The sequence below is a fragment of the Sphingobium sp. LF-16 genome (assembly GCF_003711185.1).
Taxonomy (GTDB): Bacteria; Pseudomonadota; Alphaproteobacteria; order Sphingomonadales; family Sphingomonadaceae; genus Sphingobium; species Sphingobium yanoikuyae_A.
This window is the reverse complement of record NZ_CP029335.1, coordinates 4068487-4090413: the sequence shown is the minus strand read 5'-3', so window position 1 is coordinate 4090413 and position 21927 is coordinate 4068487. Positions and strand designations below refer to the sequence as shown.

The 21927-nt window shown below is 62.8% G+C and carries 28 protein-coding genes; 15 read left to right on the top strand and 13 right to left on the bottom strand.

Annotated features, from left to right (window positions below; all coding sequences use genetic code 11):
• The 8 genes from DIZ22_RS19220 to DIZ22_RS19185 form a co-directional block, all read right to left on the bottom strand.
• On the bottom strand, window positions 1-489 hold the full coding sequence (locus DIZ22_RS19220; RefSeq protein ID WP_122928589.1) for a MarR family transcriptional regulator: 489 nt from the start codon (window positions 487-489) through the stop codon (window positions 1-3).
• An 88-nt stretch (window positions 490-577) separates the two neighbouring features.
• Complete coding sequence (locus DIZ22_RS19215) at window positions 578-1039, bottom strand: hypothetical protein (RefSeq protein ID WP_122928587.1); 462 nt, start codon at window positions 1037-1039, stop codon at window positions 578-580.
• Between the two features lie 49 nt (window positions 1040-1088).
• Window positions 1089-1451 (bottom strand): hypothetical protein, encoded by a 363-nt coding sequence (locus DIZ22_RS19210; protein WP_097385785.1) that lies wholly within the window; start codon window positions 1449-1451, stop codon window positions 1089-1091.
• Between the two features lie 60 nt (window positions 1452-1511).
• Window positions 1512-2081: a helix-turn-helix transcriptional regulator gene (locus tag DIZ22_RS19205; RefSeq protein ID WP_004209634.1), complete on the bottom strand. Its 570-nt coding sequence runs from the start codon at window positions 2079-2081 to the stop codon at window positions 1512-1514.
• Between the two features lie 159 nt (window positions 2082-2240).
• Window positions 2241-2840 (bottom strand): GntR family transcriptional regulator, encoded by a 600-nt coding sequence (locus DIZ22_RS19200; protein ID WP_122928584.1) that lies wholly within the window; start codon window positions 2838-2840, stop codon window positions 2241-2243.
• Window positions 2837-3709, bottom strand: a complete 873-nt coding sequence (locus DIZ22_RS19195; RefSeq protein ID WP_097385149.1) for a phytanoyl-CoA dioxygenase family protein — start codon at window positions 3707-3709, stop codon at window positions 2837-2839. The genes DIZ22_RS19200 and DIZ22_RS19195 overlap by 4 nt, the downstream gene beginning before the upstream one ends.
• Window positions 3706-4332, bottom strand: coding sequence for an acyl-homoserine-lactone synthase (locus DIZ22_RS19190; RefSeq protein ID WP_097385148.1), 627 nt, complete (start codon window positions 4330-4332; stop codon window positions 3706-3708). The genes DIZ22_RS19195 and DIZ22_RS19190 overlap by 4 nt, the downstream gene beginning before the upstream one ends.
• A gap of 114 nt (window positions 4333-4446) precedes the next feature.
• Window positions 4447-5124 (bottom strand): LuxR family transcriptional regulator, encoded by a 678-nt coding sequence (locus tag DIZ22_RS19185; RefSeq protein WP_235654842.1) that lies wholly within the window; start codon window positions 5122-5124, stop codon window positions 4447-4449.
• On the opposite strand from DIZ22_RS19185, the gene DIZ22_RS22305 reads away from it, so the two are divergent.
• Window positions 5053-5412, top strand: coding sequence for a hypothetical protein (locus DIZ22_RS22305; RefSeq protein WP_235654846.1), 360 nt, complete (start codon window positions 5053-5055; stop codon window positions 5410-5412). The two genes, DIZ22_RS19185 and DIZ22_RS22305, sit on opposite strands and share 72 nt — an antisense overlap.
• Window positions 5413-6524: 1112 nt before the next feature.
• On the opposite strand, the gene DIZ22_RS19180 is transcribed toward DIZ22_RS22305, so the two are convergent.
• The 3 genes from DIZ22_RS19180 to DIZ22_RS19170 all read right to left on the bottom strand — a co-directional run bounded on the left by DIZ22_RS19180 (window position 6525) and on the right by DIZ22_RS19170 (window position 7757).
• Entirely contained in the window at window positions 6525-6842 is a 318-nt protein-coding gene (locus tag DIZ22_RS19180) for an HU family DNA-binding protein (protein WP_164488933.1), read from the bottom strand.
• Window positions 6843-6896: 54 nt separating this feature from the next.
• Window positions 6897-7076: a hypothetical protein gene (locus DIZ22_RS22300; RefSeq protein WP_235654630.1), complete on the bottom strand. Its 180-nt coding sequence runs from the start codon at window positions 7074-7076 to the stop codon at window positions 6897-6899.
• Window positions 7077-7322: 246 nt separating this feature from the next.
• Complete coding sequence (locus tag DIZ22_RS19170) at window positions 7323-7757, bottom strand: DUF488 domain-containing protein (RefSeq protein WP_004209627.1); 435 nt, start codon at window positions 7755-7757, stop codon at window positions 7323-7325.
• A gap of 432 nt (window positions 7758-8189) precedes the next feature.
• Between DIZ22_RS19170 and DIZ22_RS19165 the strand changes: the two genes are divergently transcribed.
• Complete coding sequence (locus DIZ22_RS19165) at window positions 8190-8798, top strand: DUF4142 domain-containing protein (RefSeq protein WP_063141878.1); 609 nt, start codon at window positions 8190-8192, stop codon at window positions 8796-8798.
• Window positions 8799-9089: 291 nt separating this feature from the next.
• Here the strand turns inward: DIZ22_RS19165 and trxC are convergent, their stop codons facing one another.
• Complete coding sequence (gene trxC, locus DIZ22_RS19160) at window positions 9090-9545, bottom strand: thioredoxin TrxC (protein ID WP_080604481.1); 456 nt, start codon at window positions 9543-9545, stop codon at window positions 9090-9092.
• A gap of 2 nt (window positions 9546-9547) precedes the next feature.
• Window positions 9548-9730, bottom strand: coding sequence for a DUF3008 family protein (locus DIZ22_RS19155; RefSeq protein ID WP_004209625.1), 183 nt, complete (start codon window positions 9728-9730; stop codon window positions 9548-9550).
• Window positions 9731-10084: 354 nt separating this feature from the next.
• On the opposite strand from DIZ22_RS19155, the gene DIZ22_RS19150 reads away from it, so the two are divergent.
• The 13 genes from DIZ22_RS19150 (at window position 10085) to mobF (ending at window position 21241) form a co-directional block, all read left to right on the top strand.
• Complete coding sequence (locus DIZ22_RS19150; protein WP_004209624.1) at window positions 10085-10405, top strand: DUF736 domain-containing protein; 321 nt, start codon at window positions 10085-10087, stop codon at window positions 10403-10405.
• Between the two features lie 733 nt (window positions 10406-11138).
• Window positions 11139-11456, top strand: coding sequence for a DUF736 domain-containing protein (locus tag DIZ22_RS19145; protein WP_072895440.1), 318 nt, complete (start codon window positions 11139-11141; stop codon window positions 11454-11456).
• Between the two features lie 73 nt (window positions 11457-11529).
• A complete protein-coding gene (locus DIZ22_RS22295) occupies window positions 11530-11853 on the top strand; it encodes a DUF6499 domain-containing protein (protein WP_313039205.1) in 324 nt (107 codons plus the stop codon).
• Window positions 11774-12352, top strand: coding sequence for a DUF2285 domain-containing protein (locus DIZ22_RS19135; RefSeq protein ID WP_072895446.1), 579 nt, complete (start codon window positions 11774-11776; stop codon window positions 12350-12352). Before DIZ22_RS22295 ends, DIZ22_RS19135 begins: the two co-directional genes overlap by 80 nt.
• A 129-nt stretch (window positions 12353-12481) precedes the next feature.
• Entirely contained in the window at window positions 12482-12745 is a 264-nt protein-coding gene (locus DIZ22_RS19130) for a helix-turn-helix domain-containing protein (protein WP_004209621.1), read from the top strand.
• 4 nt (window positions 12746-12749) lie between these two features.
• Complete coding sequence (locus DIZ22_RS19125; protein ID WP_122928580.1) at window positions 12750-13634, top strand: replication initiator protein A; 885 nt, start codon at window positions 12750-12752, stop codon at window positions 13632-13634.
• A gap of 220 nt (window positions 13635-13854) precedes the next feature.
• Complete coding sequence (locus DIZ22_RS19115) at window positions 13855-14367, top strand: DUF2840 domain-containing protein (protein ID WP_004209619.1); 513 nt, start codon at window positions 13855-13857, stop codon at window positions 14365-14367.
• Entirely contained in the window at window positions 14364-14954 is a 591-nt protein-coding gene (locus DIZ22_RS19110; RefSeq protein ID WP_072895456.1) for a S26 family signal peptidase, read from the top strand. Before DIZ22_RS19115 ends, DIZ22_RS19110 begins: the two co-directional genes overlap by 4 nt.
• Window positions 14941-15282 carry a DUF736 domain-containing protein gene (locus DIZ22_RS19105; protein ID WP_072895458.1) on the top strand — a complete coding sequence of 114 codons (342 nt, stop codon included), beginning with the start codon at window positions 14941-14943 and terminating at the stop codon, window positions 15280-15282. The genes DIZ22_RS19110 and DIZ22_RS19105 overlap by 14 nt, the downstream gene beginning before the upstream one ends.
• Window positions 15279-15962 carry a lytic transglycosylase domain-containing protein gene (locus DIZ22_RS19100; protein ID WP_122928577.1) on the top strand — a complete coding sequence of 228 codons (684 nt, stop codon included), beginning with the start codon at window positions 15279-15281 and terminating at the stop codon, window positions 15960-15962. The genes DIZ22_RS19105 and DIZ22_RS19100 overlap by 4 nt, the downstream gene beginning before the upstream one ends.
• Before the next feature lie 307 nt (window positions 15963-16269).
• Window positions 16270-16620 carry a hypothetical protein gene (locus DIZ22_RS19095; protein WP_235654629.1) on the top strand — a complete coding sequence of 117 codons (351 nt, stop codon included), beginning with the start codon at window positions 16270-16272 and terminating at the stop codon, window positions 16618-16620.
• Window positions 16617-18479 (top strand): type IV secretion system DNA-binding domain-containing protein, encoded by a 1863-nt coding sequence (locus DIZ22_RS19090; protein ID WP_072895467.1) that lies wholly within the window; start codon window positions 16617-16619, stop codon window positions 18477-18479. Before DIZ22_RS19095 ends, DIZ22_RS19090 begins: the two co-directional genes overlap by 4 nt.
• A complete protein-coding gene (gene mobF / locus DIZ22_RS19085) occupies window positions 18479-21241 on the top strand; it encodes a MobF family relaxase (RefSeq protein ID WP_072895503.1) in 2763 nt (920 codons plus the stop codon). Before DIZ22_RS19090 ends, mobF begins: the two co-directional genes overlap by 1 nt.
• The last annotated feature ends 686 nt before the right edge of the window (window positions 21242-21927 follow it).

Here is a 21927-nt window from a genome sequence, read left to right as displayed (position 1 = left end):
TCACGATGGCTCTTCACGACGTACGATCTGTTCCAAGATCGCGCGCGCTTCAGTTTGCCAATGGTGCATGGCCGCCAGCGCTGCCGGGGATAGTCTCACCAGCTTGCGGCGGCGATCACGGGGATCGGCAAGCCTTTCAATGACGCCGAGCGCTGCCAGCTTCTTGATCCATCTCTGCGCGGTTGCCGGCGCAATCCCTGCGGCAATTCCTACCGCCGTGACAGAGAGGTCGATCCGTTCAAGGGCGCAGGCATAGATGTCGAGCATGATATCCCATGCCGGTTCAGCCGATTGGACAAGCGCGGCATGATCAGCGCGGCGACGGCGCATCTCGCCGATCGATCGGATGAATCTTGCACCCTTCTCGTCCTCCAAAGGAGTAGGGGCTCGGGGCACGCGCCGCCGCTTGGTGCCGGCTAGCATCCTGGCAGGCTTTCCTGGCGCCGCCATGTTGCCAGGTCGGAGCGCCTTGCGCGGTTGATCGGTCATCTCGCCTTGTTTCCGGCATGACGCAGGTCTGACCTGTGGATAAGTCCGGCTCTTGGCCCGACATGCCGCTGCGCTGGGCTTGTGCCTTTTACCCGGCGTGGTCGGCGGCAGGCCGGCGCGACCAGGCCGGGTCGACGCCATGGCGGCGGAGCCGACTGCGATGCCGCGCGGCGGCAGCCGCCAGGAAAAGCATCTGCGGCACGGCCCAGAAGGCGGTGCTGATCCAGTAGAGGACAGGAACGATCTGCGGATCGAGCAACCGGATGACATGGCCCATCACCGCCAGCAGCTGACAGGCCGTGATCGCCATCGGCCAGTAGCGGCGCGCGAACAGCATGATCGCCCCCAGCGCGATCAGCATGGCGAGATCGACTAGGAAGATCGCCGATTGGAAGCCCTCTGGCGGGGGAGGCGCATGGATGGAAATCATGATCGAGGCGAAAGTGCCTGCAAGAAAAACTCCTGCCGTGAGCCGCTCGGGGCTGCCGCCCCGCACCAGGGCATAGCTGCAGCAGATTGCCGAAAGGATGAGGAAGGCCAGCAGGATCATGGTCGCTTGTCCACATTAAGGCTGGCCTTCCCTCATTTGCAAATCGGGCTCAGGCGGCGGCTGCAAGCGTGGTGACAGGCGCAGGGGGCGCTTTGGCCTGCTGGCAGGGCCAGGTCGGACCGAAGCTTTCGGGCGTGGCCCCGAAACGCCTGGTGATCCGGCCATATTCGGCATGGGCTTCCACGATCGCTCTCCGGCTCTCCATATGGGCATCGATCGCGCGCCGCAGCTGCGCGAGCGCCGGTTCGGCAATGCCCGGCGGAAGACCCTGATCTTCCTGAACCCTGATCGTTGCGATGATGAGCTCGGCGGTCGAGACGATGCCGCTATCGGCAGACTTCTCGGCCAGCTGGATTGCCGCAGCGACGGTCATGATGCCACCATGGAGCGGATGGTCGGTCGGCTTGGACATGCGCATTCTCCTCGCGCCAGTATCGTGGCGCACCTGCTGTGATGCCGGTGTGGGGAAGGCTCAGTGGGAGAGGCGGCGAAGAAAATCGGCAATGCTGAATAGCATGCCTAGGCCAGCGCTGATCGCGAAGAAGCAGAAGCCGATCGCGATCGCGACCGCTAGAGTGAGAAGCGACCGCGTAACCAGCGTCATCCCGTCCGGTCTCGTTCCATCGAGAATTTCCCGCACGAGCAGGCCGAGATTGACCTGCCCGCGAGGCGGGGTGACGGACCGCCTCTCGCCCTCAAGACCATCCTCCGGCCTGGACCGATCGATGGCGTTCTGGGCGTGTGGCACAGCTGCTGCAGGATCGGCCTGATCGGCTAGACCTATCAAATCGCCCCCTATTTTCTCGGGGGCGCTGGTGGTAGATGGCGGCACGATCCGGGCCAGATGCTCGGCATAGAGCAGGGCCGCATGCCGGCGGTCGCGCGCGCCCAGCTTGACGACCGCGTCGCGGATATAGGTGTTGACGGTGCCGGGCCTGATATTGAGGGCGCGGGCAATATCCTCCGAGCTTTTGAGATCGCGCACCATCAGCAGGCATTGGCACTCGCGAGGCGTCAGCCGATCAAATTGCGTCTCGGTCATGCGTGCGTCTGGAACCTCTCGGCCTTCGGGGTGGGGGCATCTTCCCTCAGGCGATATTGCGTTGCAATTCCAAACGCTTTTCCAGCGATGATCGGAGTCGGGATTGGAGACGCGAGGATGATCGTGCCGGCCTTGACCTTGGCCCCGTCGATTGCGCGATCAGCTGTCGCGAACCGCCTGGGCCAATTGCGACGCGATCGCGCGCCGGCGCTCATGATAATGCTCCAGGAGCGCCTTGAGCGCCTGCCATCTCCCGGCGCGCGCAAATTGGTCGATCCGCTCGATTTCGGCTGGGGCGTCGGCCAGCAATTCGGTTTCCATACGGCGATAGGGGCCATGCCGCGCCGCCGCATTGGCGACCGCCCGGTCCAGTTCGCCATTGCCGGCCGCCATGCCGATCGAACCGAACAGGATCGCGCTATGATCCGCGATGCCATTATGGCCATGGGGAATGGTCAGTGCGGCCTGGCTAGCTTCGAGCCGTTGCACCGCGATGCCGAGCAGTATCTGGTGCCAGTCGAGCAACTGGCTGATATCGGCGGCATCGAGACGGGGCACATGGAAGCCGATCCCTGCCGTGGCCTGGACCAGCCGCTCGCCCGAAAGGCGATTGAGACTGTCGCGCACAGGGGTGATGCTGACGCCCAGCTCCAGCGCCAGCTTGGTCGCCTCGAGGCGAAAGCCCGACGGCCAGGCTCCGGCGATAAGCCGCCGGCGCAGCGCATCATAGGTGGGCTCGAGCACGTGGGCCGGACTCATCTCCCTTCTCCACCGCTTTCCAAATACGCGGCCAGCAGCGCCTCCTGATCGGGCCGCAGCGCATCGATCGCACCGACATGGTCGGGCAGATTGTCACCGAGCAGGATCGACGGGCATTGACCTTCATAATTGCCCAGATTGGGGCGATGCTGGGCATAGCCGACCAGCGCCGCAAGTTCGGGACTGAAATGTCTGGCCACTGCAGGCGGATAGGCGAGCCACTGATTCTCATAGGGCTTGAGCCAACCAAGGCAGTATCCGACCACGATGGCACGCCTGGCGCTCTGGCTGATATTGGCGCCTGCACAATGGGCCGTCGAGCCAAGAAAGCAGATCGCGCTGCCCGCCGGGCATTGGGCGACAATGGGTTCCTCCTGTTCAGCCCTGGCCATGCCGGCTTCGCCATGGCTGCCGGGGTAGACAAGTGTCGCGCCATTTTCGCGGGTGAAGGCATCGAGCGGCCAGATCACATTGACAAGATATTCATGCGCCCCCTTGGCACCCTGCCACATGTCATGATCGCGATGCGGCAATTGCTGGGCTTGGCCGGGCAGTATCTCGATCGCCTGCATGACATTGAGCTGGATCCGGTCGCAGGCGGGCTTCAGCACGGCCTCGACCAGGTCCATGACGACCGGGTTGAGGACGAGCGCCTGCGCGTGGCGCGAGCGCTTGAGCAGGCCGCCAAAGCGCCTGGTCCTCTCGCCATAGAAGCGTCCCTGGCAGAGCGGGGTGGCGGCAAAACTGGGTTCAAGATCTGCATTGAGCGCATGGATGACGTCTGGCGGCAGCGCATCCTCGATGACGCAGTAGCCGTCTCGCAGCAGCGTCTCGCGCATGCTAATGTCGCAAGCCTGTAGGCGCATCATGCGCGCCTCCCATGGCGTGGGGCGCTCAGCTGATATTGAAGCGAGGCATGGATCCCCGCCCGTTCAAGCATGGACGGCGTGCTTGCATCGATATGGATGTGCAGGGCGACGAGTAATTGATCTCGATGCCGAACCGGCTGGCCCAGCGCTTCGCATCGCCAGCCGAATGTCGCGACCTGCGCGAACCAGGAGCGCTCGGCGACGCCGGTGTAGGAGCCGATGCCATTGGCCAGGGCATGATCGACAAGCGCGATCACGAGCTGGTTGCGCGCGTCAAGCCGCTCAGCGGCCCTGAGGTCGCGATCAAGGCAGAAACGGGTGATCTCCCGGACATGGTCGCCGGTCGGGACCGGACCAGCGCACAGATGCGGGAAGATGTCCGCGAGGATATGGGGCCGGTTTGTCTGCAGCAGCCGTGTCGAGGCGCGATGATGCAATTCCGTATCGGTCAGCACCAGATATTGCGCGTCTGGCGTGTCGAAATGGTCAACCTCATAGCGGTCGGCCAGGACCGGAAGATCCCATTTGAGCAGGTCGATGAAGACCCGCTTGCGCGCTTCGAACATGGCGCGGAGCACCATATCCTGGTCGATATGCGGGCCCTGGATGATCGGGGATGGCATGTGCTTTTCCTGTCATGATTGAACATGCACGCATGACATCATCGCAGCCCGACCCCGCCTATACCCAGAAAGGGGGATGGCACCGCCGCGCGCATCGCGCGGCGGTGCGGTCGATCAGACCCGCTCGCGCCAGCGGAATATGTCGGAAAAGCTGATCAGCCCGTCGAACAGGGCATAAAGGATGAGCGAGGCGCGGTTGCTCGTATCATAGCGGTCGCGCGCTTCCTTAAGATGCTGGATCACCGTCTCCTTGCTGATGCCCAATATCCGACCGATCTCCCAGTTGGTCTTGCCCCGCGCCGCCCAGAGCACGCAGTCGCGTTGCCGATCGGTGAGGCGCGGTTTCTTGATGGGGCGCCGCCACCCCGACAACCGGCTCGCCTGGGCGATGGCAATGGCGCCCAATATGTCAGCGATGATGAGCATCCTCTCAGGGAGCGGGCGTTCTGTGGCGGTGACGAACGTGCAACTGCCTGTGACCGTACCGGGCAGGTGACGCGGGACGGTGAAGCCGTCGACCATGCCATGTTTGCGCCCGGTCTCGAAGGTGACCCGCTCGATCGGCGTAATCGGTATGAGATGTTCGATTTCGCGCCATCGAAAGCCCGACAAACTGCTTTCGCCGGCTCTTCGGACCGGATCGGTCTGGGCGAGGTTGAAGCCGATATAGATATCCGCCCAGCTGGCCGGGTAGCTGTGCACAAGCATTGATGTGCCCGAATGTCCGCCAAGGCCGACGTCGACGCTGAGGGCAAAGCGGTCAAACCCCAGCGCTATGGCGATCCTGTCCATCGCCTCATGAAGGGCGTCTGCGGACAGGGCACGAAGAATGGTCTTGCTGAGCGACTCTATCTGTTCCTGATTCATGACTTGGGATCTGCGCCCATGCCGGCGGGCCCAACCCGTTACGTCATGAAGGCGCCCTTTTCCTGGCTCGGGCCGTTGGCGACGTCCCTCACGCCGCGCCGCGAGCGTTTCTGTCTGCCTTTGGCTGCAACCTCTGTTCCCGAAGCGGGAGGACTCTCCTGGTCCGTGGCGCAACTCTGCCCGAATGACCGCCGGTTTCAAGATGCTTTGTGACAATGATGTGACAGGCGATCGATGGCGGCTCGGCCATCGCCGGCCAAGCTTCATTTCGCTTTCCCGATCTCGAGCCAGATCTCATGCCTCGCGGTCACGATCCCGGTGGCAAGGAAAGGGGGCTGCGGACGCCGCGCCTGCGCGGCGGCGTAGGTCTGGCCGCTTCCTCTCAAAATCGGGAGTGGCCGGCGCTACCTGCTAGGCGCGTCGCGACCGGTGGCAACCTGCTGCGCAGCTGCTCCATTGCCATTGCGCCCTGACGGTGCCGACGCCCGCTCGAGCGCGCCTTTCCGCTCGCACCCTGCCGCCCCCCCTAATTCCCGCCCTGCCGGTGGTTTGGGCGGGATCAGCACGGCGCGTCACGGCGCCTGCAAGGTCGAGTCGCCTGCCGCTCGTCCAAGATCGACGGCCAGCACAGCCTGATCAAATGGCCATGGGCAGCAAAAACGCTGCCCATGGCTTGACGCGCCCAGAAAAAAATCGCGGCCGCCGCGCGCGGCGGCCTTCCCTCAAGCCATTCTGTTCCCGACCTGATCCCGCATATTTCGCCTTTCCCGACTCGGGCCAGCTATGGTGGCAAAGCACATCGCGGATAAATTTCGATTGCGTCATTATTTCGTGGAAACAATGATCGACCAAGCAGTTATCCCCCTGCAAGTCTCCGCGGCTTGCGCGACCCGACTGGCCCTGCATCAACCGGTGCAGGGTTTTTCGACCCTCTCGGTTGACCTCAGCCTGCCTGCAGTGGGTGGCCGGCTGAGGTTGACTCGATGGCCTCAGGCCATTGCAGATTTTATTCAGATTTTGCTGTTAACAGTCAAATCTATCCAACGGGGCGGCAAGGACTGCGCCAATCTGCTGGATGCCCCGCCTGCCTTTCAGAGCGAAGCGACCTGCCTCAAGGCTGGCGGGGCAAGACCTTATCCCGCTCCAGCCGGAACTGCCCTTGCCTCGCCTCTTGCGAGGTCCAACCTCATCCAGCGCGCGCTGGAACCAGCATTGCCAGCCTTTCGCCGGAAGTCCTATCAGTACGTGCCGATACAGGGCGCGCCGCGATCATCGATTACGGACGAAAACTGTCACGCCGCTTCAAAATGCCGGGGCGCCTGCTATCAGCTGTTGACCTTGTCCTTGAGCGCCTTGGCCGGTTGGAAACCGACCTTGCGCGATGCCGGGATCGTCATCGGCTCGCCCGTCCGGGGATTCTTGCCCTCTCGGGCCGCGCTCTGCTTCACCTTGAACTTGCCGAAGCCTGCAATCGAGACATCTTCGCCCTTGGCTGCTGCGTCCGCAATAACGGCCAAGGCTGCGTCGATAATCTTCTTCACCTCCGATTTGGTGACGCCCTGCTGGACAGCAACGGCTTCGATCAGTTCATTTCCGGTCATGGCATCCTCTTTCGCTGGGGGAGGGAGCGTTTTGCCAAACATGCCAGCGGTGGTCGAGCGCACTTCATACTGATTGCAAAAAATACCGCCGCACTCTCATTTTCTAGCCGGCCGCGCCAATCGCCGCCGATTCTTGCGAACCGCCTTGCGATAATGGGTAACTGATGCGCTCATCATCGCAGGGGCCGAGGCGCCAAGGCTACCGGTCATGAACTTCCACTGGAGCAGCGCTGCTGCCTCCATCTTCTCTCTGACCATCAACTGCGCTTCGGCCATGGCTGAAGCGTTTCCGGACATCAGGCGGGGAAGCCGCATGCCAATGACGGACCAAGCCTCAAGCCCAAGGCTCCAGCAATCAAATGTCAGGGACAGGGATGATGCGGTGCGCATGCCACTATAAGGTCGCCCGTCCGCTGGGGTTCCCGAAATCGAGTAGGATAATCTCTAAAATTCGGCGCCGCACCGGGCCGCCGGAGCTTACGCCACATCGCGCCGGCGGGGTTCTCGCAGCAGATCCGGCCATCAGCCCGGATAGAGGTCGACACGATCAGCCTGTGGCAGGACGGCATCGAGCAGCAAGGTCCGATGGCAGCCTGCCGGATCGCGCTCGAAGCAGAGCAAGGCGGTAGGACGCCCCTTTGCCAGTTCGACCAGTTGCGCTGCCTGGACAATTGCCTCGGGCAGTTCGAGCTGACCTGAATAGATTTCCGCCAGCCGCGCGTGCTGCCTCTTGCGCGCCGCTTCGCGACCTGCCGCAGGGGTCCCAAGTGCCTTGAAACCAACATAGTCGATGCCAGCCTCTCGCAGACCGGCCGCTAGGATATTCTTCGAAAATCCCGGGCGGCGCGACAGGGGTAGGGCCCGTACATCTGCCAGGACTTCAACGCCAGCCGCTCTCAGCGCGTCGATCAGTTGCTCCTGGGTCACCCCCTCATAGCCGATGGTGAAAATCTTCATGGTTGGGAAGCCTCAGCCTTGCCACTATTGAGCGCATCAATTGATCTTGGGACCGGCAAGTTCCTGGCGCATCGCTGGGAGCGCCGTTTTCCTGCAAGGCGGGCTGACGCATGAAAGACAAGCATTCCCTAACGGAAAGTATCCAAGACTTGTCGGATTCCTACAAGGCGACTCGCTTGCAAGCTTGTATCTGCTCATGAGCGACCCGAGGCTTTTAGCCTGCTACTGCCCGCCCGGCGCAAACCGGGCGGGCTTTTATTTTGTCGCGCCATTGAACATGGCATGATCTCTGCTTCGCCTCGGTCTCTTCGTCGGTGAAGCAGTGAGCAGATCGATTTTCCGGGATTTTCAGAACATGCTTTGAATCGCCCCCGTCAGCGGAACGGCGGTCGGCTATCGGACGTTCGAGCGACATCCAAAGAGGAGGATGTCATGAAAAATCATCTGTGGATGAGCGTCGCACCGATAGCGGCCCTCGCGCTTGGTGCTTGCAGCGCGAAAGTGGAAGAAAAGGCCGACAACGCATTGAACGATACCGGCGCCGCCGTTTCAGGGGCCGTCAATTCCACCGGCAACGCAATCGACAATGCCCAGCAGGCTCTCATGCCGACGCCGACGGGCCAGGAATTTGCGGACGCGGCCGCCAAGAGCGACGCCTTCGAGATCGAAGCCGCAAAGCTGGCGGCAACAAATGCCCAATCTCCTGAGGTGAAGGAATTTGCCAGGATGATGGTCGCCGCCCACTCGGATTCGACCGCCAAGATCAAGGCCGCAGCCAAGACGGCCAGTCCCGCGATAACGCCCAATGCCACGCTGACCAAAGATCAGTCGGAGGATCTCGCGGAGTTGAAGGCACTCAAGGGCACTGAGTTCGACAAGGAATATATTGATGGCCAAGTCGATGCCCATGAAGACGCTCTTGAGCTGATGCGCAAATATGCTGCGGACGGCACGATCGCCTCGCTCAAGCAGGCAGCTGGGGAAATAGCGCCTGTGGTCGAAAAGCATCTCTCGAGTGCCAAGGCGCTCGACAAGGACTGACGTGATGCCGCCTTCGCACGCCGTGCATATCTTTTCGGACAATGAAGAGATGGAGTAGCGACATCTCTCCATGGCCTGGGCCTCATGGCCCCTGCCAGCATGTCTGGCGGGGGCCTATTGACGGGGCACAGGACAGGCCCTCGGTAGCAGACATCTACACGGAAGAAATCGGGCGCTGCCGGCTTTGCGTCCAGGCTCTGACCGAGCTGCAGTTTTGTCGACTTTACCCGCCATCAATATCTTCGCCCGCACGGTCTTTATGATAACCGAGGCACAAGTGGATCGCGCCTGTCAGCCCGGACGCAAAGCTTGCCGTGCCCATTGGACAATTGCCTGTACCGGCATTGCGCCTGATTCTCGGGCAATCTCCTTGCCCTTTTTCAAAATCAGCATTGTCGGGATCGTCCGGATAGCATAGCGCGCCGCAATTGCCTGGTCGGCCTGCGTATCGAGCTTGCCGAGCCGCAACCAGGGCTCCAGTTGCGGAGCGGCCGCAGCAAAGGCTGGCGCCATCTGCCGGCAAGGTCCGCACCAGTCTGCCCAGAAATCCACCAGCAACGGGATATCGGATCGCAAGGCGTGCGCATCGAAATTACTGGTGCTTAGTGCGACCGGCGCCGCCGCGAAGAGATCGCCACCGCATTTGCCGCATTTCCCGCCGACACCCAATTTTGACGATGGCACGCGATTGAGCACCGCGCACATCGGGCAGGCAATGATCAGCGCCTGGTTGTCGTTACCGGCCAATGTCAGCCTTTCTTGGCGGGCAGCTTCTTGCGAGCTATGCTCGCAAATTCCTCGAGCTGCTTCTCGGTCATCGATTCTTCCATTTGCTTTGAAGCGCCGCGCAACTTCGATTTGGGTTGATCGCCGCGCTTGGCGGCAAGAGCGGCACCGGCCGCCTTTTGCTGCGCCTTGGAGGTTGCAGGCATATCCTCATCTCCCAACATCAGATAGCCCAGAAACGCATCATCCCTGCATTGGTGCCAGCATGCCGCCCTCCTGTCCCAACAGTCGAACCAGGTCCACTCGCGGGTTCTCAGGACTGCTGTGAGAGTGCCACAGGCTGTGGATCTTGGCTCGGAGCATGGTGAAGGCAGACCTGACGCCATCTGTCTGCCCAGCCCCATTCTCCCTCATCCTGGCCTTGGAGCAGCGTGATTACCTCATGCCGTCAACCCCGCGAGGAGGTTCCCGGATGCCATAGCCATCCGTGACGTCGGTAATCAGCTGCCCCCTGGGCTTGGACATCGGGAATGGTCCCGAGCAGACAAGGAGATCACATCATGGCTACCATCGTCGCGAACCTCATCGTCAAGGGCGATAGCCTTGAAGGCACGCTCGCCACCCTGACCATCAGTGCCCCCATCACCGTTGTGCCCAACGCCCGCAAATCGAAGGAGGCGGAGCCCGATTACCGGATCATCAGCCGCAGCAATGGTTTCGAGCTCGGTGCTGGCTGGAGGAAATTCGCCCAGTCGACCGGTGCCGAATATGTCTCGGTCGTTCTCTCGGCCCCGGAATTCGGGACCATCTACGGCAACATCGCCAATGCGCCGGGGAATGACCCGATGCGCAAGGTCATCATCTGGAATGCACCGGCCTGATCGATGCGTCCCGGTCCGCCATTGGTGGACCGGGGCGTGCCGACTGACAGCCCGGCAATGGATTGTGGTTCGCGGCGCCCTGCCGCCACGCTCTGGTCGTCGGGCAGATGTGCGCTGCGGTGGGAGAGAGCACCTTCCCTCATTGGATAAGGGGTGGCCCCTGACCATTTTGCTGCGCATGGTCGCGATCGCTGCACGTCTCCATACCGGTCGCCTGCTTGTTGCGCTATCATCCTTGCCCTGCCAGCGGTGAGCGCAATCCAGCAGGCAGCGCAAGCCTGCAGAATGATTTGGGGACGGGACAGAGCTGCCGATCCGGTCTGCCGAGATCCTCGTTGCCGGCATCGGCGACAGCTGGGCGCAAGGATTGATGTCCGCCTGATCGAGGACGAGCGCTTGTCAGTCATGGCTTCAGCCGTGCGCGCCGATCCCCGACCCATCCCACATTGCCGATCGTCAAACATGTCCGTTGCCCGTTCGTGCCGCGCCATGGGCCTCTTTCCCTGCGCATCTGCACCAACATCGCCTGCGGCTGGAAGGCTTGCCGCAATGGCGCCGCTCGCAGTTTCTTCCCCGCGGCGCTTCGCGTCGCTCCTCGCGAGCCAAGAAACGGCTGTGGCCCCGTCCTTCGCTTGCGCTGCGGGCCTGACAGCTGCGGCGCCTTCCTGTTGCTGCCCCTCATGCGCATCGAGGCCGCAATGGCGCGGCTCGAGCAACAGAAAAGGACTGGATCATGTCGAAGATCGGCAGCTTCAAGAAGGTCTCGGGCGAATATCGGGGCCAGATCATCACTCTCACACTGCTGGCCAAGTCGGTCCGCATCGTCGAACAGGTCACGACCAGCGAACATGCGCCCACCCACCGCATCTATGCCGGCGAAGCCGAGGTCGGTGCCGGCTGGGTCAAGACCCGCAACGAAGATCGCCCCTTTCTCTCCATCAAACTCGATGATCCCAGCTTCACTGCTCCGATCTTCGCGCAACTTTTCGAGGGCGAGAATGGCGAACATGATCTGGTCTGGAACCGCCCGCCCCGCCGTGGCGCGGACTGACTATGGAAAGGTTCGCTCCCCCAAGGGGGCGAACCGTCCCCATTTGCGGGGATAGCGCCCCCCTGATGATGGAATGGCTGGGCTTTTGCCGCCACGCCAACTTCCCGCCATGGCAGAGCAAACAGGCATGGGTGGCAATGAAGCGGCAGGGCGCCAGCAGCTCGATCTGCCTGGCTTTGCGCAGGAATTTCTCCGCCGCAACCCACGCTACCGCGCCGAATATCATGCGCTTGCCATCCTGCCAGCTGGACAAGCGCCATCGGCGCGGGAGGTGATGGCCCGGCGCTGGGGCCTGAGCTTTCCCCTGTGCCCCCGACATGTTTGCCGCAGCGCAGCCCGCGCTCTGGCATCCGCAGGCGGCGCCGGCGGTCCTCATCCTGGACACCGCGCCGTTTGAGGGCGCGGCTCCTGCTCTCTCCGATTTCGAGGGGCGGCCTGACATTCTGGTCGATCAACTGCTCGAAAACGGGCGTCACATCGTCCTGGCAGACGGCGGCGGTCTGCACCGCCTGTGGCTGCGCCCCGGGCCGGCCGACAGATCACTTGCCTATATGGTCATCAGAGACGACGCGATCGCGCTTCGTCAGGCCATGGTGCGCCGCTTCGAGCGGCGCACGGCGGGCGGCCGCGCCGACCGATCGCCGCCCGGCATTTGCCCCACGTCATTTCAGCGCCAGCGCCTATCCATGCTGCTCGACATACTCGATGCTGCCGGCGCGCGGGACGAAGCCCGGCTGACGACACACGAAATCGCGCGCAGCCATGTCTATGCCCACATGCAGGTGGGGCAGGGCAGCGAATGGAAATCCTCGTCCCAGCGCCGCCGCACCCAGCGCCTCATCGATGAGGCCCGGGCATTGATGGAGGGCGGCTATCGCAGGCTCCTACGCCCCTGAGCGCTACGCGGTGCGACAAAAACCCGGCGATCCAGATAGCCGCTCCACCATGCCGGACGCGCTTCGCCATCCTCCGCCGGACGGTCCGCTGATCTTCGATCCCCGGCCCACCTTCGATGGAGAATGATCATGAGCGCCAATCGCGCCCTGTCCTCGCCGCAATATCTCAGGACACCCGACGCCGCCCTGCATCTCGGCCTCAGCCCGCGTACGCTCGAAAAGCACCGCTGCTATGGCACCGGCCCGGCTTTTCACAAACTCGGTGGGCGCGTCGTCTATACGATCGACGCGCTCGACAGCTGGGCAGCGCTCGGCTTGCGGCGCTCGACCTCCGATCCGGGTTCAGGTGTCTGCCTGCCCGCCCGCCGGTTCGATGGCCCGGTACGGCGCTGAACCGATGGTACATCATAGCGCTCTCACCGTCCGGGACGAGCCGGACCGCGCGCAGCTCGAGCTGTTCCGTTCCATTCCCGGCAATATCCCGCCCCGCGATGCCCAGGATCTGATGGCATGGCCCTTCTTCAGCCTCGCCAAGTCGCCTCGGACCGTGCCGATCGCCTTTGAAATGGGCCAGACCTGGATATCGGTCGAGGCCGTGCATCAGCATGGCATGGCGACGATCTGGGATGCCGACATCCTGATCTGGGCAGCGAGCCAGCTGGTGGAGGCCCGCGACGCCGGCCGGCCGACCTCCCGGCTCATGGCGACCACGCCCTTCGAGATACTCACCTATATCGGACGCGGGACCAGCCGCGACAATTATGACCGATTGAAGGCGGCGCTCGATCGGCTGCAGGCGACCAGTGTCGCGACCTCGATCCGACAACAGCATGAGGGCCGCCGGCACCGCTTTTCCTGGATAAATGAATGGCAGGAGCGGCTCGACGGCAAGGGCCGCCCCCTCGGCATCGAGCTGATCCTGCCAGACTGGTTCTATGCAGCTGTGCTGGATCGTGCGCTCATCCTGACCATCGATCCCGCCTATTTTCGCCTTACAGGAGGTCTCGAGCGCTGGCTCTATCGAATCGTGCGCAAGCATGGCGGCCGACAAGTTGGTGGCTGGAGTTTCGACCTTTCCCATCTGCACGCAAAGTCTGGCGTACTGTCACCCTACAAACGTTTTGCCTTCGAACTGCGGGACATTGTCCGTCGTCAGCCGCTGCCCGGCTATCACCTCCTCATTGACCGGGACAGTGGACGCGAGCGGCTGAGTTTCGCACCGATCGCGCTCAGCGGCTATGAGCGCGCCCTGCGCCGAACCCGTGCGAGCCAGCAGCGATGAGCCGACTTCGCCTCGTCCTATCGGGAACCAGTGGGCTCGTCCTATCAGGAACCCGATCCTCGTCCTATCGGGAACCGGGACCAGCGATAAGCCGCTGGCATCGCGTCCGGAATCCCGCCCCCTCTAACCATGCTAATAGGAAGGAATCTTCCAGATTCCTTCTAACGCGGTGCGCCGCGCGCCTGGTGATCGCATCCCCATGCCGTGAGCGAGACGCAAGATGACGCCAGCACGGGACCGCGCCGGCCCCGGCACAGCCGTGGCGGACAAGAAGCTTCACACCGACATCGAACTTGTCTGGATCGAAAAGCGCATCGAACATTGGATCCGCTTCGGCAACGCAGTGGACGAGACGATCCACTCGCGCTGCACACGCATATTGCGCTTCCCTCCCAACAGTCCTGTCGCATTGGTTCGGTGGTCGGCGAGCGACTATGGCACGATCCGATCGCGCATCGACATCATGTGCACGGTGATACCGGGCGAGGCCTGTTCGACGCTGCCATTCGTCCGCCCGGGCGCGCAAATCTGGCTCAGCATCGAGGGCGGGCCCAAGGTCCAGCTGGTGCTCGAGACAATCGATGCCATCGAAGCGGCCGGCATCGATCCCTGCGCTGTCGTGCCCGAACATTGGAGCCATGTCGCCGACCGGATTGCAGCGGGCGAGCAGCCACGCGCCTACACTGCCGAGCGCCATGTGGCGTGGCGCAAACGCAAGGCGCTCGGACGATGAGCCGGGCTTTCTATCGTCTCGCAACGCTGCTCGCAGCGCCGGGCTTTGCCATCGCCTTTGCCATGATTGCAGTCAGCGGACCCGCGCCACGCCTGCTCTGGAACAGCAGCGCTAGTGCGCCCGTCGGGCTCTATCTCGTCCATGTCGGCGCACGGGCGCGGCGCGGTGCCTTCGTCGCCGTCATGCCGCCGCCACGGCTTGCCGCCTTCATGGTGCGGCGTCGCTATCTAGGCGAAAATGTGCCGCTACTAAAGCGGGTCGCAGCGACGGCCGGTGCCCGTGTCTGCAACGCCCAAGGCATTATCAGCATAAATGGGATCGCCCGCTCGATCGCCCGCGCGCGGGATCGGGAAGGCCGTGCACTTCCGGGCTGGGTTGGGTGCCGCACGCTCGAGAGGGGTGAACTCTTTCTCCTCAATGCGCCGGCCGACAGTTTCGACAGTCGCTATTTCGGTCCGCTTTCCAGCCGGACGGTGATCGGGATCGCGACGCCAATCCTCACGCGCGCCGCGCCCGATGCGCCCTGGCGGTGGCGCCGCGATGCGACAGCCCAGACCGACGAGGAGAAAATCGATGCGTATCGGTAAATTCCGCAAGGTAATCGGCGGCTATGCCGGCCGGCTCCAGACATTGAGCCTCGATCTCGACATCCGCGTCCTGCCCGCCGGGCAGAAGGCAAGCGCGACAGCGCCGGACTGGCATGTCGTCCTTGCACGCGGCGACGCGCGCATCGACGTTGGCTGCGGCTGGACGCGCACCAGCGACAAGGCCGGCCCCTTTATCGCCCTTCTGCTCGATTGCCCGTCTTTCTCTCGTCCACTCCGGGCAAACCTCATGCGCTCCGATCGCAATCCCGCTGACCATGCCTTGCTCTGGTCGCGCAGTCTGCCGCGCCCTAGGGAGGCGCAGCCATGACTGCCAGATCCGCAATCATGCGCCGTCGCCTGCCCTGTTTTCTGCTGGCCGGCCTCCTAGGCTGTGCCATCGCAGCGCCGTCACGCGCCCAAGAGCATGGCCTGATCATCGCCGAAGCCGCGTATCGCTTCGCGCTTCCCGAGGACCTGATCCGCAGCGTCATGGCGGCAGAGAGTGCAGGCGATCTGCGCGCAGCATCGCATGCTGGCGCCATGGGAGTGATGCAGATCATGCCTGCAACCTGGTCTTATCTGAGCAGACGCCACCATCTGGGTAGCTCTCCCTATGAGCCCAGGGCCAACATATTGGCAGGGGCTGCTTATCTGCGCGAAATGATCGACCGCTATGGGGATCTACGCCTTGCTCTGGCGGCCTATAATGCCGGGCCGGGGCGCGTCGACGCCTACCGCAAATATGCCCGTGCCCTGCCCGCCGAGACCATCACCTATGTCGCTCGTGTCACCGAAAGGCGCGAGGCTGATGCCCGCAATATGTTTGTCCCCATGCCGACCGACTGGCGCGCGTCGCGCCTCTTCTCTGGCGGGATCGCCGCGATGAAGCCGCCGGGCGATGGCGCTGCTGCTCGTTCGGCGCTCACCGCTCATTTGCCTGGTGAGGATGGCTTTGTGGATGTGCTGCCGACGATCTTCGTACGGCACTCTACTGGCTCGGCGCGATGAACCATCGTCCTACCGCCCATGTCGCAGTTGCCGGTCGGAGCGCCGCATGGTCGAAGCCGGTCATGCTGGCGAGCGTTGATTGGGGCGCCCATTGGGCAAGGTTCCAGGGCTGCGATGCTCCGCATCGAGCCAGCAATTTTGATACACACCTCACGCACGGGTGCATCGCCCATTTCTGCGGGGTTGACGGGATGCCGATAGCATCTCGCCAAAGGCAACGGCGCGGACATGGCGCAATTGCGCCATTTCTAGCGATGGCAAATAGCATCTCGTCACAGGTAGTGCGATGAGCGCTCGGGCGCAAACCGTGCGGCTCTCTCCAGCCCAGCATCGCATCCTTGCCGAATTCGCCCGGCAGCGCGGCTTGAGCGAATATGCCATGCTCGCTCGGGTCGTGGACCAGGGGCTGATCGCCCTCGTCCAGGGAACAGGCAGCGCGATCGACACCCGCGAGATCGTGACCGAACTTGCAGCGGTCGGCACGCATGTCATCGTCCTCGAGCATATGCTCGACCGCACGCTGTTCACCGCCTGCGCAGCCTATTGCTACGCCCGCAGCGCGGCGAGCGGCGCAGGCAAGAGCGACGAAGTCCTCACCCAGGAGATCCATGCCGCCTATGATCGGCAGCGGCGGCTCGCGCAGGAACATCGATCATGACCCGGCGAGACGATCGCCGCGACCATGCAGACGCCCTGCGCAAGCATCATCTCGGTATCGAGGGCGCGCGCCTCAAGCGGCAGGCCTTGGTGATGCTGGCCTCTATCGCCATCGGCGGACTGTCCTTGCCGACCATCCTGCTGAACAAGGACAGCATGCTGGCCACCGGCACCTATTATTGGGCCAGGACCAAACTCTTGGCCGTATCGGCCTGGAAGGCGGACACGGGAATCGATGTCCACTATCCCGACCATATCGAGGAAGGACGATCGGCCCGCCAGATCATCGCCCATCCCTATTTCCACCACCAAGTGGATCTTCTCTGGGCCTGCATCAAAGGCGGCAGCATGCTGGGCTTTGCTGGCTGGCTCATTGCGCTGATCGCCTTGCGTCATGCGATGGCCCGGCGACGTGAGCGCCTGCTGGCCGATCGCTGGATCGGCGGAACGCAGGTGGCGGACGAGAAGAAACTCGCCAGGCTGACCGGCAGGCAGGCCGATGCCCGCACCCTCTCGATTGGAAAGGTACCAATTCCCACCCGCCTCGAAACCCGTCACATGGCCATGATCGGCACAACCGGGAGCGGCAAGACCACAGCCTTGCGGCAATTGCTCGACGGTATCGAGGCGCGTGGCGAAGCTGCTTTGGTCTATGACACAAGCGGCGAGTTCATCGCACATTATTACGATCCGGCGCGCGGCGATATCATCCTCAATCCGTTCGATGCGCGCTGCGCCTTCTGGTCGCCGTTCGCCGAGATCGCCCATCCCGCCGATGCCGACCGCATCGCCCACCAGTTGATCACCGAAACCGGGAAACATGATAGCGACGTGTGGCTCGATACCAGCCGCATCCTTGTCGCCAACATGATCAGGGCTTTGTGGCGAGAGAAGAATGGCACTCTGTCAAACCTGCTTCATGCCCTGAAAAACCGGACCAGGGATGATCTCAAGCAATGGCTCGCCACCAGTTCATCGGCACGCACCTTTGCCGATGATGCCGACCGGGCAACGGGCAGCGTCCTTTTCATGCTCGCCAAGGCCGCGGACCTTATCCAGTTCCTGCGCGCCGAGGGCGCCAAGGACAATCCCTTTGCCTTTCGCACCTTCTTCAATGGGCTCGATCGGCATTCCGGCGCGCGGCCCTGGATATTCGTGCCGAGAAAGGAGGACTATTTCGAAGCGTCCAAACCCTTGCTCGCCTGTTGGCTGGAATGTGCGGCAAGCGCCGTGCTGGGCCTGCCCCCTTCCGATACACGGCGCATCTGGTTCGTGCTGGATGAACTGGCCGACCTGCCCCGCGTCGACAATCTGGCGCGGCTGCTGCCCGAGGGCCGCAAATTTGGTGCGGCGGTGATATTGACCTTCCAGGCGCTGGGGCAGATGCAGCACCGCTACGGGCCGCAGATCGCCGAGGCCATGCTGGGCTGCTGTAACAGCAAGCTGTTCCTGCAAAGCATCGACAGCGAAACGAGGAAATGGGCCAGCCAGACCATCGGCGAGTGCGAGATGGAAATGCGGACCAAGGCCGACATTCTGGTAGACGGTGATGAGGGCCACCAAATCAGCTTGGGCAAGCGGCGAGAAGTCCGCCCGGCCGTCTTCGAGAGCGAACTGCGCCTTGCGCGGCATGATGGCTATTTGCTGCTGCCCGACGGATTGCCAGTAGCCAAAATCCGGCTGACCGCCGATCATGTCGCGCGGCGCGGCCCCCCACGCCAGCCGCGGCTTATTGAAGCCGATCCGGCGACCATGCTCTGGGGCAAGGCTGCGCCAGCGTCCCCGATATCTCCGGCACCGCCATCTCCAGCAGCGTCGTCACCGCTTTCCACCCAGCCCGAGAGCCAAGGGCCAGTATGATGGTGGCATCGGTATCGGCATTGACCAGCTCGGCGCAGGCGAGCAGCTATTATGAGGCCGATGACTATTATGCCGAGGGCGGTTTGTCGCCCTCCCATTGGCAGGGCCAGGGCGCCGAAGCGCTGGGTCTGTGCGGGGAGGTGGACCGCGACCAGTTCCGTGCCTTGCTGGACGGCAGGATCGGCGATCTGCAGCTCGGCGCCTTTCGGGATGGCGCGCTTCACCACCGTCCCGGCTGGGACGTGACCTTGAGCGCCCCCAAGTCGGTGTCGATCATGGCCCAGGTGGCAGGCGACCGGCGCTTGATTGACGCCCATGGCCATGCCGTGAAAATCGCGATGGCGCATGTCGAACGGCATATGGCCGCGACCCGTGTACGCGACGGCGGCACCGTTGCGCGCGAGGCGACCGGCAATCTGGTCATTGCCAGCTTCCAGCATGGCACCAGCCGTGCCCAGGACCCGCAGCTTCATACCCACAATGTCATCATGAATGCCACGCAGGGTGAAGATGGTGGCTGGCGCAGCCTCGAACCGCGCGCGCTCTACCAGCTGCAAAAGCAGATTGGAGCCATCTATCGACAGGAACTGGCCTTGAAGGTGCGAGAGCTCGGCTATGAGATCGATGCCGGCAAGGAGTCCATGTTCGAGATCAGGGATGTGCCAGCCGGTGTCATTGACGCGTTCAGCACCCGAAGTGCCGAGATCGAGGCAGCGCTTGTCGAAAGGGGAACATCTCGTGATGCCGCCAGCGCTCTGGAGAAGCAGATTGCCGCGCTCGACACGCGCGAGGCCAAAGTCCTCGCCGACCAGACGGGACTTGTTGCGCAATGGCGGGAGAGGGCCGCCAAGACCGGCTTTGGGGCAGAAGTGAGGTCGATGATGGTAAGAGAGGCTCAGGCCAGAATGGCCGATCCTTCTCATCGCGCCAGGATGGCGTTTGAGGGCGAGAATGGCGCAGCCCGCGCTGTCGCCCATGCCGCCGCCAGTCTGGGAGAGCGGCAGTCGCTATTTTCCGAGGCCACGTTGAGACAGGAGGCTGGACGGATCGGGCTGGGCCGGATCGGCTACGAGCAGATCGGGGCCGCAATCGATTTGGCCACGAAGAAGGGGGATTTGCTGGAACGTGTCTATATCGACCGGCGCGGCGCCGAATTTTCCGGGTTCACCACCCGGCAGAATGTCGAGACCGAAACCAGGATGCTGCGGATCGAAGCGGACGGGCGTGGGGGACTTGCCCCAATCGCATCCCCACTTGCGGCCGCAAAGGCGGTTGCCAACGCTGCAGCGCAAGCCGAGCGCGCAGGTTTCGGCTGGAACCCCGATCAGCGCTCTGCCACCCAGAACCTCCTGAACAGTTGCAACCGGATCACGGCTCTGCAGGGCTATGCCGGCACGGCCAAAACCACGACTGTACTGGCGACCTTTGCCTGTGAGGCTGCGGCGCGAGGCGTGTCGATCACCGCACTTGCGCCCACCGCATCAGCGGCGATGGTGCTTGGGCAGGCGCTGGGCACAAATGGCGATACCGTGGCCCGACACCTGTTATCACCGCAGCGTGGCGATATTGGTCGACCTGCCGCGTGGATCGTGGATGAAGCATCCCTGTTGTCGGCTCACGATATGGCGCGACTGTTCGAGCTTGCAGCCAAGCATGATGCCCGCATCCTGCTTGTCGGGGATGTAAAGCAGTTGGGTTCAGTCGAGGCAGGCGCGGCCTTTGCCCAATTGCAGGACGCTGGCATGGAGACCGCCAGGCTGGCCGAGATTGTGCGACAGACCAATGGTGCCACCAAGGAAGCGGTGCTGGCGTCGATCGATGGGGATGCCAGAAAAGCCATGGCAGCGCTGGATCGAGGTGGCGGGCAGGTCATAGAAAACGCGGATCGGAATGAGCGCTTTGCTGCCATCGCCCAGCGATATGCCGCGCTCGACAAGACAGGACGTGCCCGCACCATCATCATCGAGCCGTCGCGCGAAGGGCGCGATGTGCTGACCGCAGACATTCGCACCGCCCTCGCTCGATCGGAGATATTGACCGGTCCCGCCGTTGCCGTGGAAAGCCTCACCAACAAGGGGCTCACCCGAGCCGATGCGCGCGCTCCGCTGAGTTACGACAAGGGCGACGTCGTCAGCTTCACTCGTGACTATGCCGATAAGGGGGTGGCGCGGGGAGAAGCCTATCGCGTCGAGAGCATAGATCCGGTCAAGGCTGCCATCACGCTCAGGGCCGAGGATGGGCGCGCGGTGGACTGGCGCCTGCGGCAATGGGGGGCAGGTCATGCTCAGGCTTTCTTGGCCCAGTCGATCGACCTCAAGGCCGGCGATACGATCCGGTTCACCCGCAATGACCGCGAGACGGGGCGGGTGAATGGCGCCCGTGCGCAAGTCCTTGCGGTTGATCAAGAGGCGCGCACCGCCACGGTCCAGACTGGACGAGGGAAGATCGAAACGCTCCATCTCGATTCCGCCCGCGACCGGCATATTGCCCATGCCTATGTCGATACCGCCTTTGCGGCGCAGGGCAGGACCGCCGACCACGTCATCATCCATGCCGACAGCAGAGCGACCAACCTGGTCGATCAGAAGTCCTTCTATGTAGGGATCTCCCGAGCAAAGCTGTCCGCCACCATATACACTAATGATCGCGACAGGCTCGTGGCTGCGATCGGTGAGCGGACCGGCCAAGTTCAGACGGCCATATTTCAGGCCAAGGCCCCGGCACTTGCAGCTGGCGCTAGGAAAGACGCTGGTCTGGGATGAGGCTGGGCCTTCATCCTGGCAGGGTAAAAAGTGGCGGCATCAAACAATTCGATTGGTTCGCGCCGGGCAGCGTTCCCGCCTAGAAGTGGACCAACCGCTGTAGGGGGCCGGCGCCGGGCGCCCCGGCAAACAGCGATCGACGGTCGGGAGCGGACGGTCGGAGATCAGTGTCGCCTCGATCGTGAAACCAATTGCGCGCGCGCTTTGTTTGTTTCGACGATGAGTCGAAAAAGGATATCGATGATGCCCACGACACCTAAAACTACCGACGGTCCAGAGGACACCGGCGCTGGCGAGCGCACCAACCGGAAGGCCGCCCAGAAGGTCTCGCCGGGAGATAGTAGCGCAACGATCGCTGGGGAAGGGCTCGGAAGCCCTGCCATACGTACCACAGACATCGACGAGCCCGACGCCCCGGCTCCGACTAGTGATCGTCCAGATAGAGGTCCGAGCGGTGCCGCGACAGCAGGAAGATTCCCAGATAATTTGCCCAAAAAGTCGCGAAGCTAAACCCGAGCGTGATTGCAGTGACGGGTAGATAGCGGACTGTTTCCAATTCTCCCTAAGCAAACTTGAAGAGGCGCTGGGAACAACGGAATCGGTCGCAAGCTGCCATCAGGCATATGCCTTGGAAGTGACGGGAGGTATCGCCATTCTCACATTGCCCAGTGAGGCTCATGGCTTCA

Bases quoted from the DNA above. Each gene is read 5' to 3' on its own strand.
- DIZ22_RS22300 (WP_235654630.1), bottom strand. From the start codon at position 7,076: ATGGCCGAAGCGCAGTTGATGGTCAGAGAGAAGATGGAGGCAGCAGCG.
- DIZ22_RS19115 (WP_004209619.1), top strand. From the start codon at position 13,855: ATGACGCCAGCACGGGACCGCGCCGGCCCCGGCACAGCCGTGGCGGAC.
- DIZ22_RS19205 (WP_004209634.1), bottom strand. From the start codon at position 2,081: ATGACCGAGACGCAATTTGATCGGCTGACGCCTCGCGAGTGCCAATGC.
- DIZ22_RS19200 (WP_122928584.1), bottom strand. From the start codon at position 2,840: ATGAGTCCGGCCCACGTGCTCGAGCCCACCTATGATGCGCTGCGCCGG.
- DIZ22_RS19090 (WP_072895467.1), top strand. From the start codon at position 16,617: ATGACCCGGCGAGACGATCGCCGCGACCATGCAGACGCCCTGCGCAAG.
- DIZ22_RS19185 (WP_235654842.1), bottom strand. From the start codon at position 5,124: ATGGACAGGATCGCCATAGCGCTGGGGTTTGACCGCTTTGCCCTCAGC.
- DIZ22_RS19165 (WP_063141878.1), top strand. From the start codon at position 8,190: ATGAAAAATCATCTGTGGATGAGCGTCGCACCGATAGCGGCCCTCGCG.
- DIZ22_RS19100 (WP_122928577.1), top strand. From the start codon at position 15,279: ATGACTGCCAGATCCGCAATCATGCGCCGTCGCCTGCCCTGTTTTCTG.
- DIZ22_RS19190 (WP_097385148.1), bottom strand. From the start codon at position 4,332: ATGCCATCCCCGATCATCCAGGGCCCGCATATCGACCAGGATATGGTG.
- DIZ22_RS19150 (WP_004209624.1), top strand. From the start codon at position 10,085: ATGGCTACCATCGTCGCGAACCTCATCGTCAAGGGCGATAGCCTTGAA.
- DIZ22_RS19125 (WP_122928580.1), top strand. From the start codon at position 12,750: ATGGTACATCATAGCGCTCTCACCGTCCGGGACGAGCCGGACCGCGCG.
- DIZ22_RS19195 (WP_097385149.1), bottom strand. From the start codon at position 3,709: ATGATGCGCCTACAGGCTTGCGACATTAGCATGCGCGAGACGCTGCTG.
- DIZ22_RS22295 (WP_313039205.1), top strand. From the start codon at position 11,530: ATGGCTGGGCTTTTGCCGCCACGCCAACTTCCCGCCATGGCAGAGCAA.
- DIZ22_RS19220 (WP_122928589.1), bottom strand. From the start codon at position 489: ATGACCGATCAACCGCGCAAGGCGCTCCGACCTGGCAACATGGCGGCG.
- DIZ22_RS19180 (WP_164488933.1), bottom strand. From the start codon at position 6,842: ATGTTTGGCAAAACGCTCCCTCCCCCAGCGAAAGAGGATGCCATGACC.
- DIZ22_RS19155 (WP_004209625.1), bottom strand. From the start codon at position 9,730: ATGCCTGCAACCTCCAAGGCGCAGCAAAAGGCGGCCGGTGCCGCTCTT.
- DIZ22_RS19110 (WP_072895456.1), top strand. From the start codon at position 14,364: ATGAGCCGGGCTTTCTATCGTCTCGCAACGCTGCTCGCAGCGCCGGGC.
- DIZ22_RS19170 (WP_004209627.1), bottom strand. From the start codon at position 7,757: ATGAAGATTTTCACCATCGGCTATGAGGGGGTGACCCAGGAGCAACTG.
- DIZ22_RS19210 (WP_097385785.1), bottom strand. From the start codon at position 1,451: ATGTCCAAGCCGACCGACCATCCGCTCCATGGTGGCATCATGACCGTC.
- DIZ22_RS19135 (WP_072895446.1), top strand. From the start codon at position 11,774: ATGTTTGCCGCAGCGCAGCCCGCGCTCTGGCATCCGCAGGCGGCGCCG.
- DIZ22_RS19130 (WP_004209621.1), top strand. From the start codon at position 12,482: ATGAGCGCCAATCGCGCCCTGTCCTCGCCGCAATATCTCAGGACACCC.
- DIZ22_RS19105 (WP_072895458.1), top strand. From the start codon at position 14,941: ATGCGTATCGGTAAATTCCGCAAGGTAATCGGCGGCTATGCCGGCCGG.
- DIZ22_RS19145 (WP_072895440.1), top strand. From the start codon at position 11,139: ATGTCGAAGATCGGCAGCTTCAAGAAGGTCTCGGGCGAATATCGGGGC.
- mobF (WP_072895503.1), top strand. From the start codon at position 18,479: ATGGTGGCATCGGTATCGGCATTGACCAGCTCGGCGCAGGCGAGCAGC.
- DIZ22_RS22305 (WP_235654846.1), top strand. From the start codon at position 5,053: ATGTCCGCCAAGGCCGACGTCGACGCTGAGGGCAAAGCGGTCAAACCC.
- DIZ22_RS19215 (WP_122928587.1), bottom strand. From the start codon at position 1,039: ATGATCCTGCTGGCCTTCCTCATCCTTTCGGCAATCTGCTGCAGCTAT.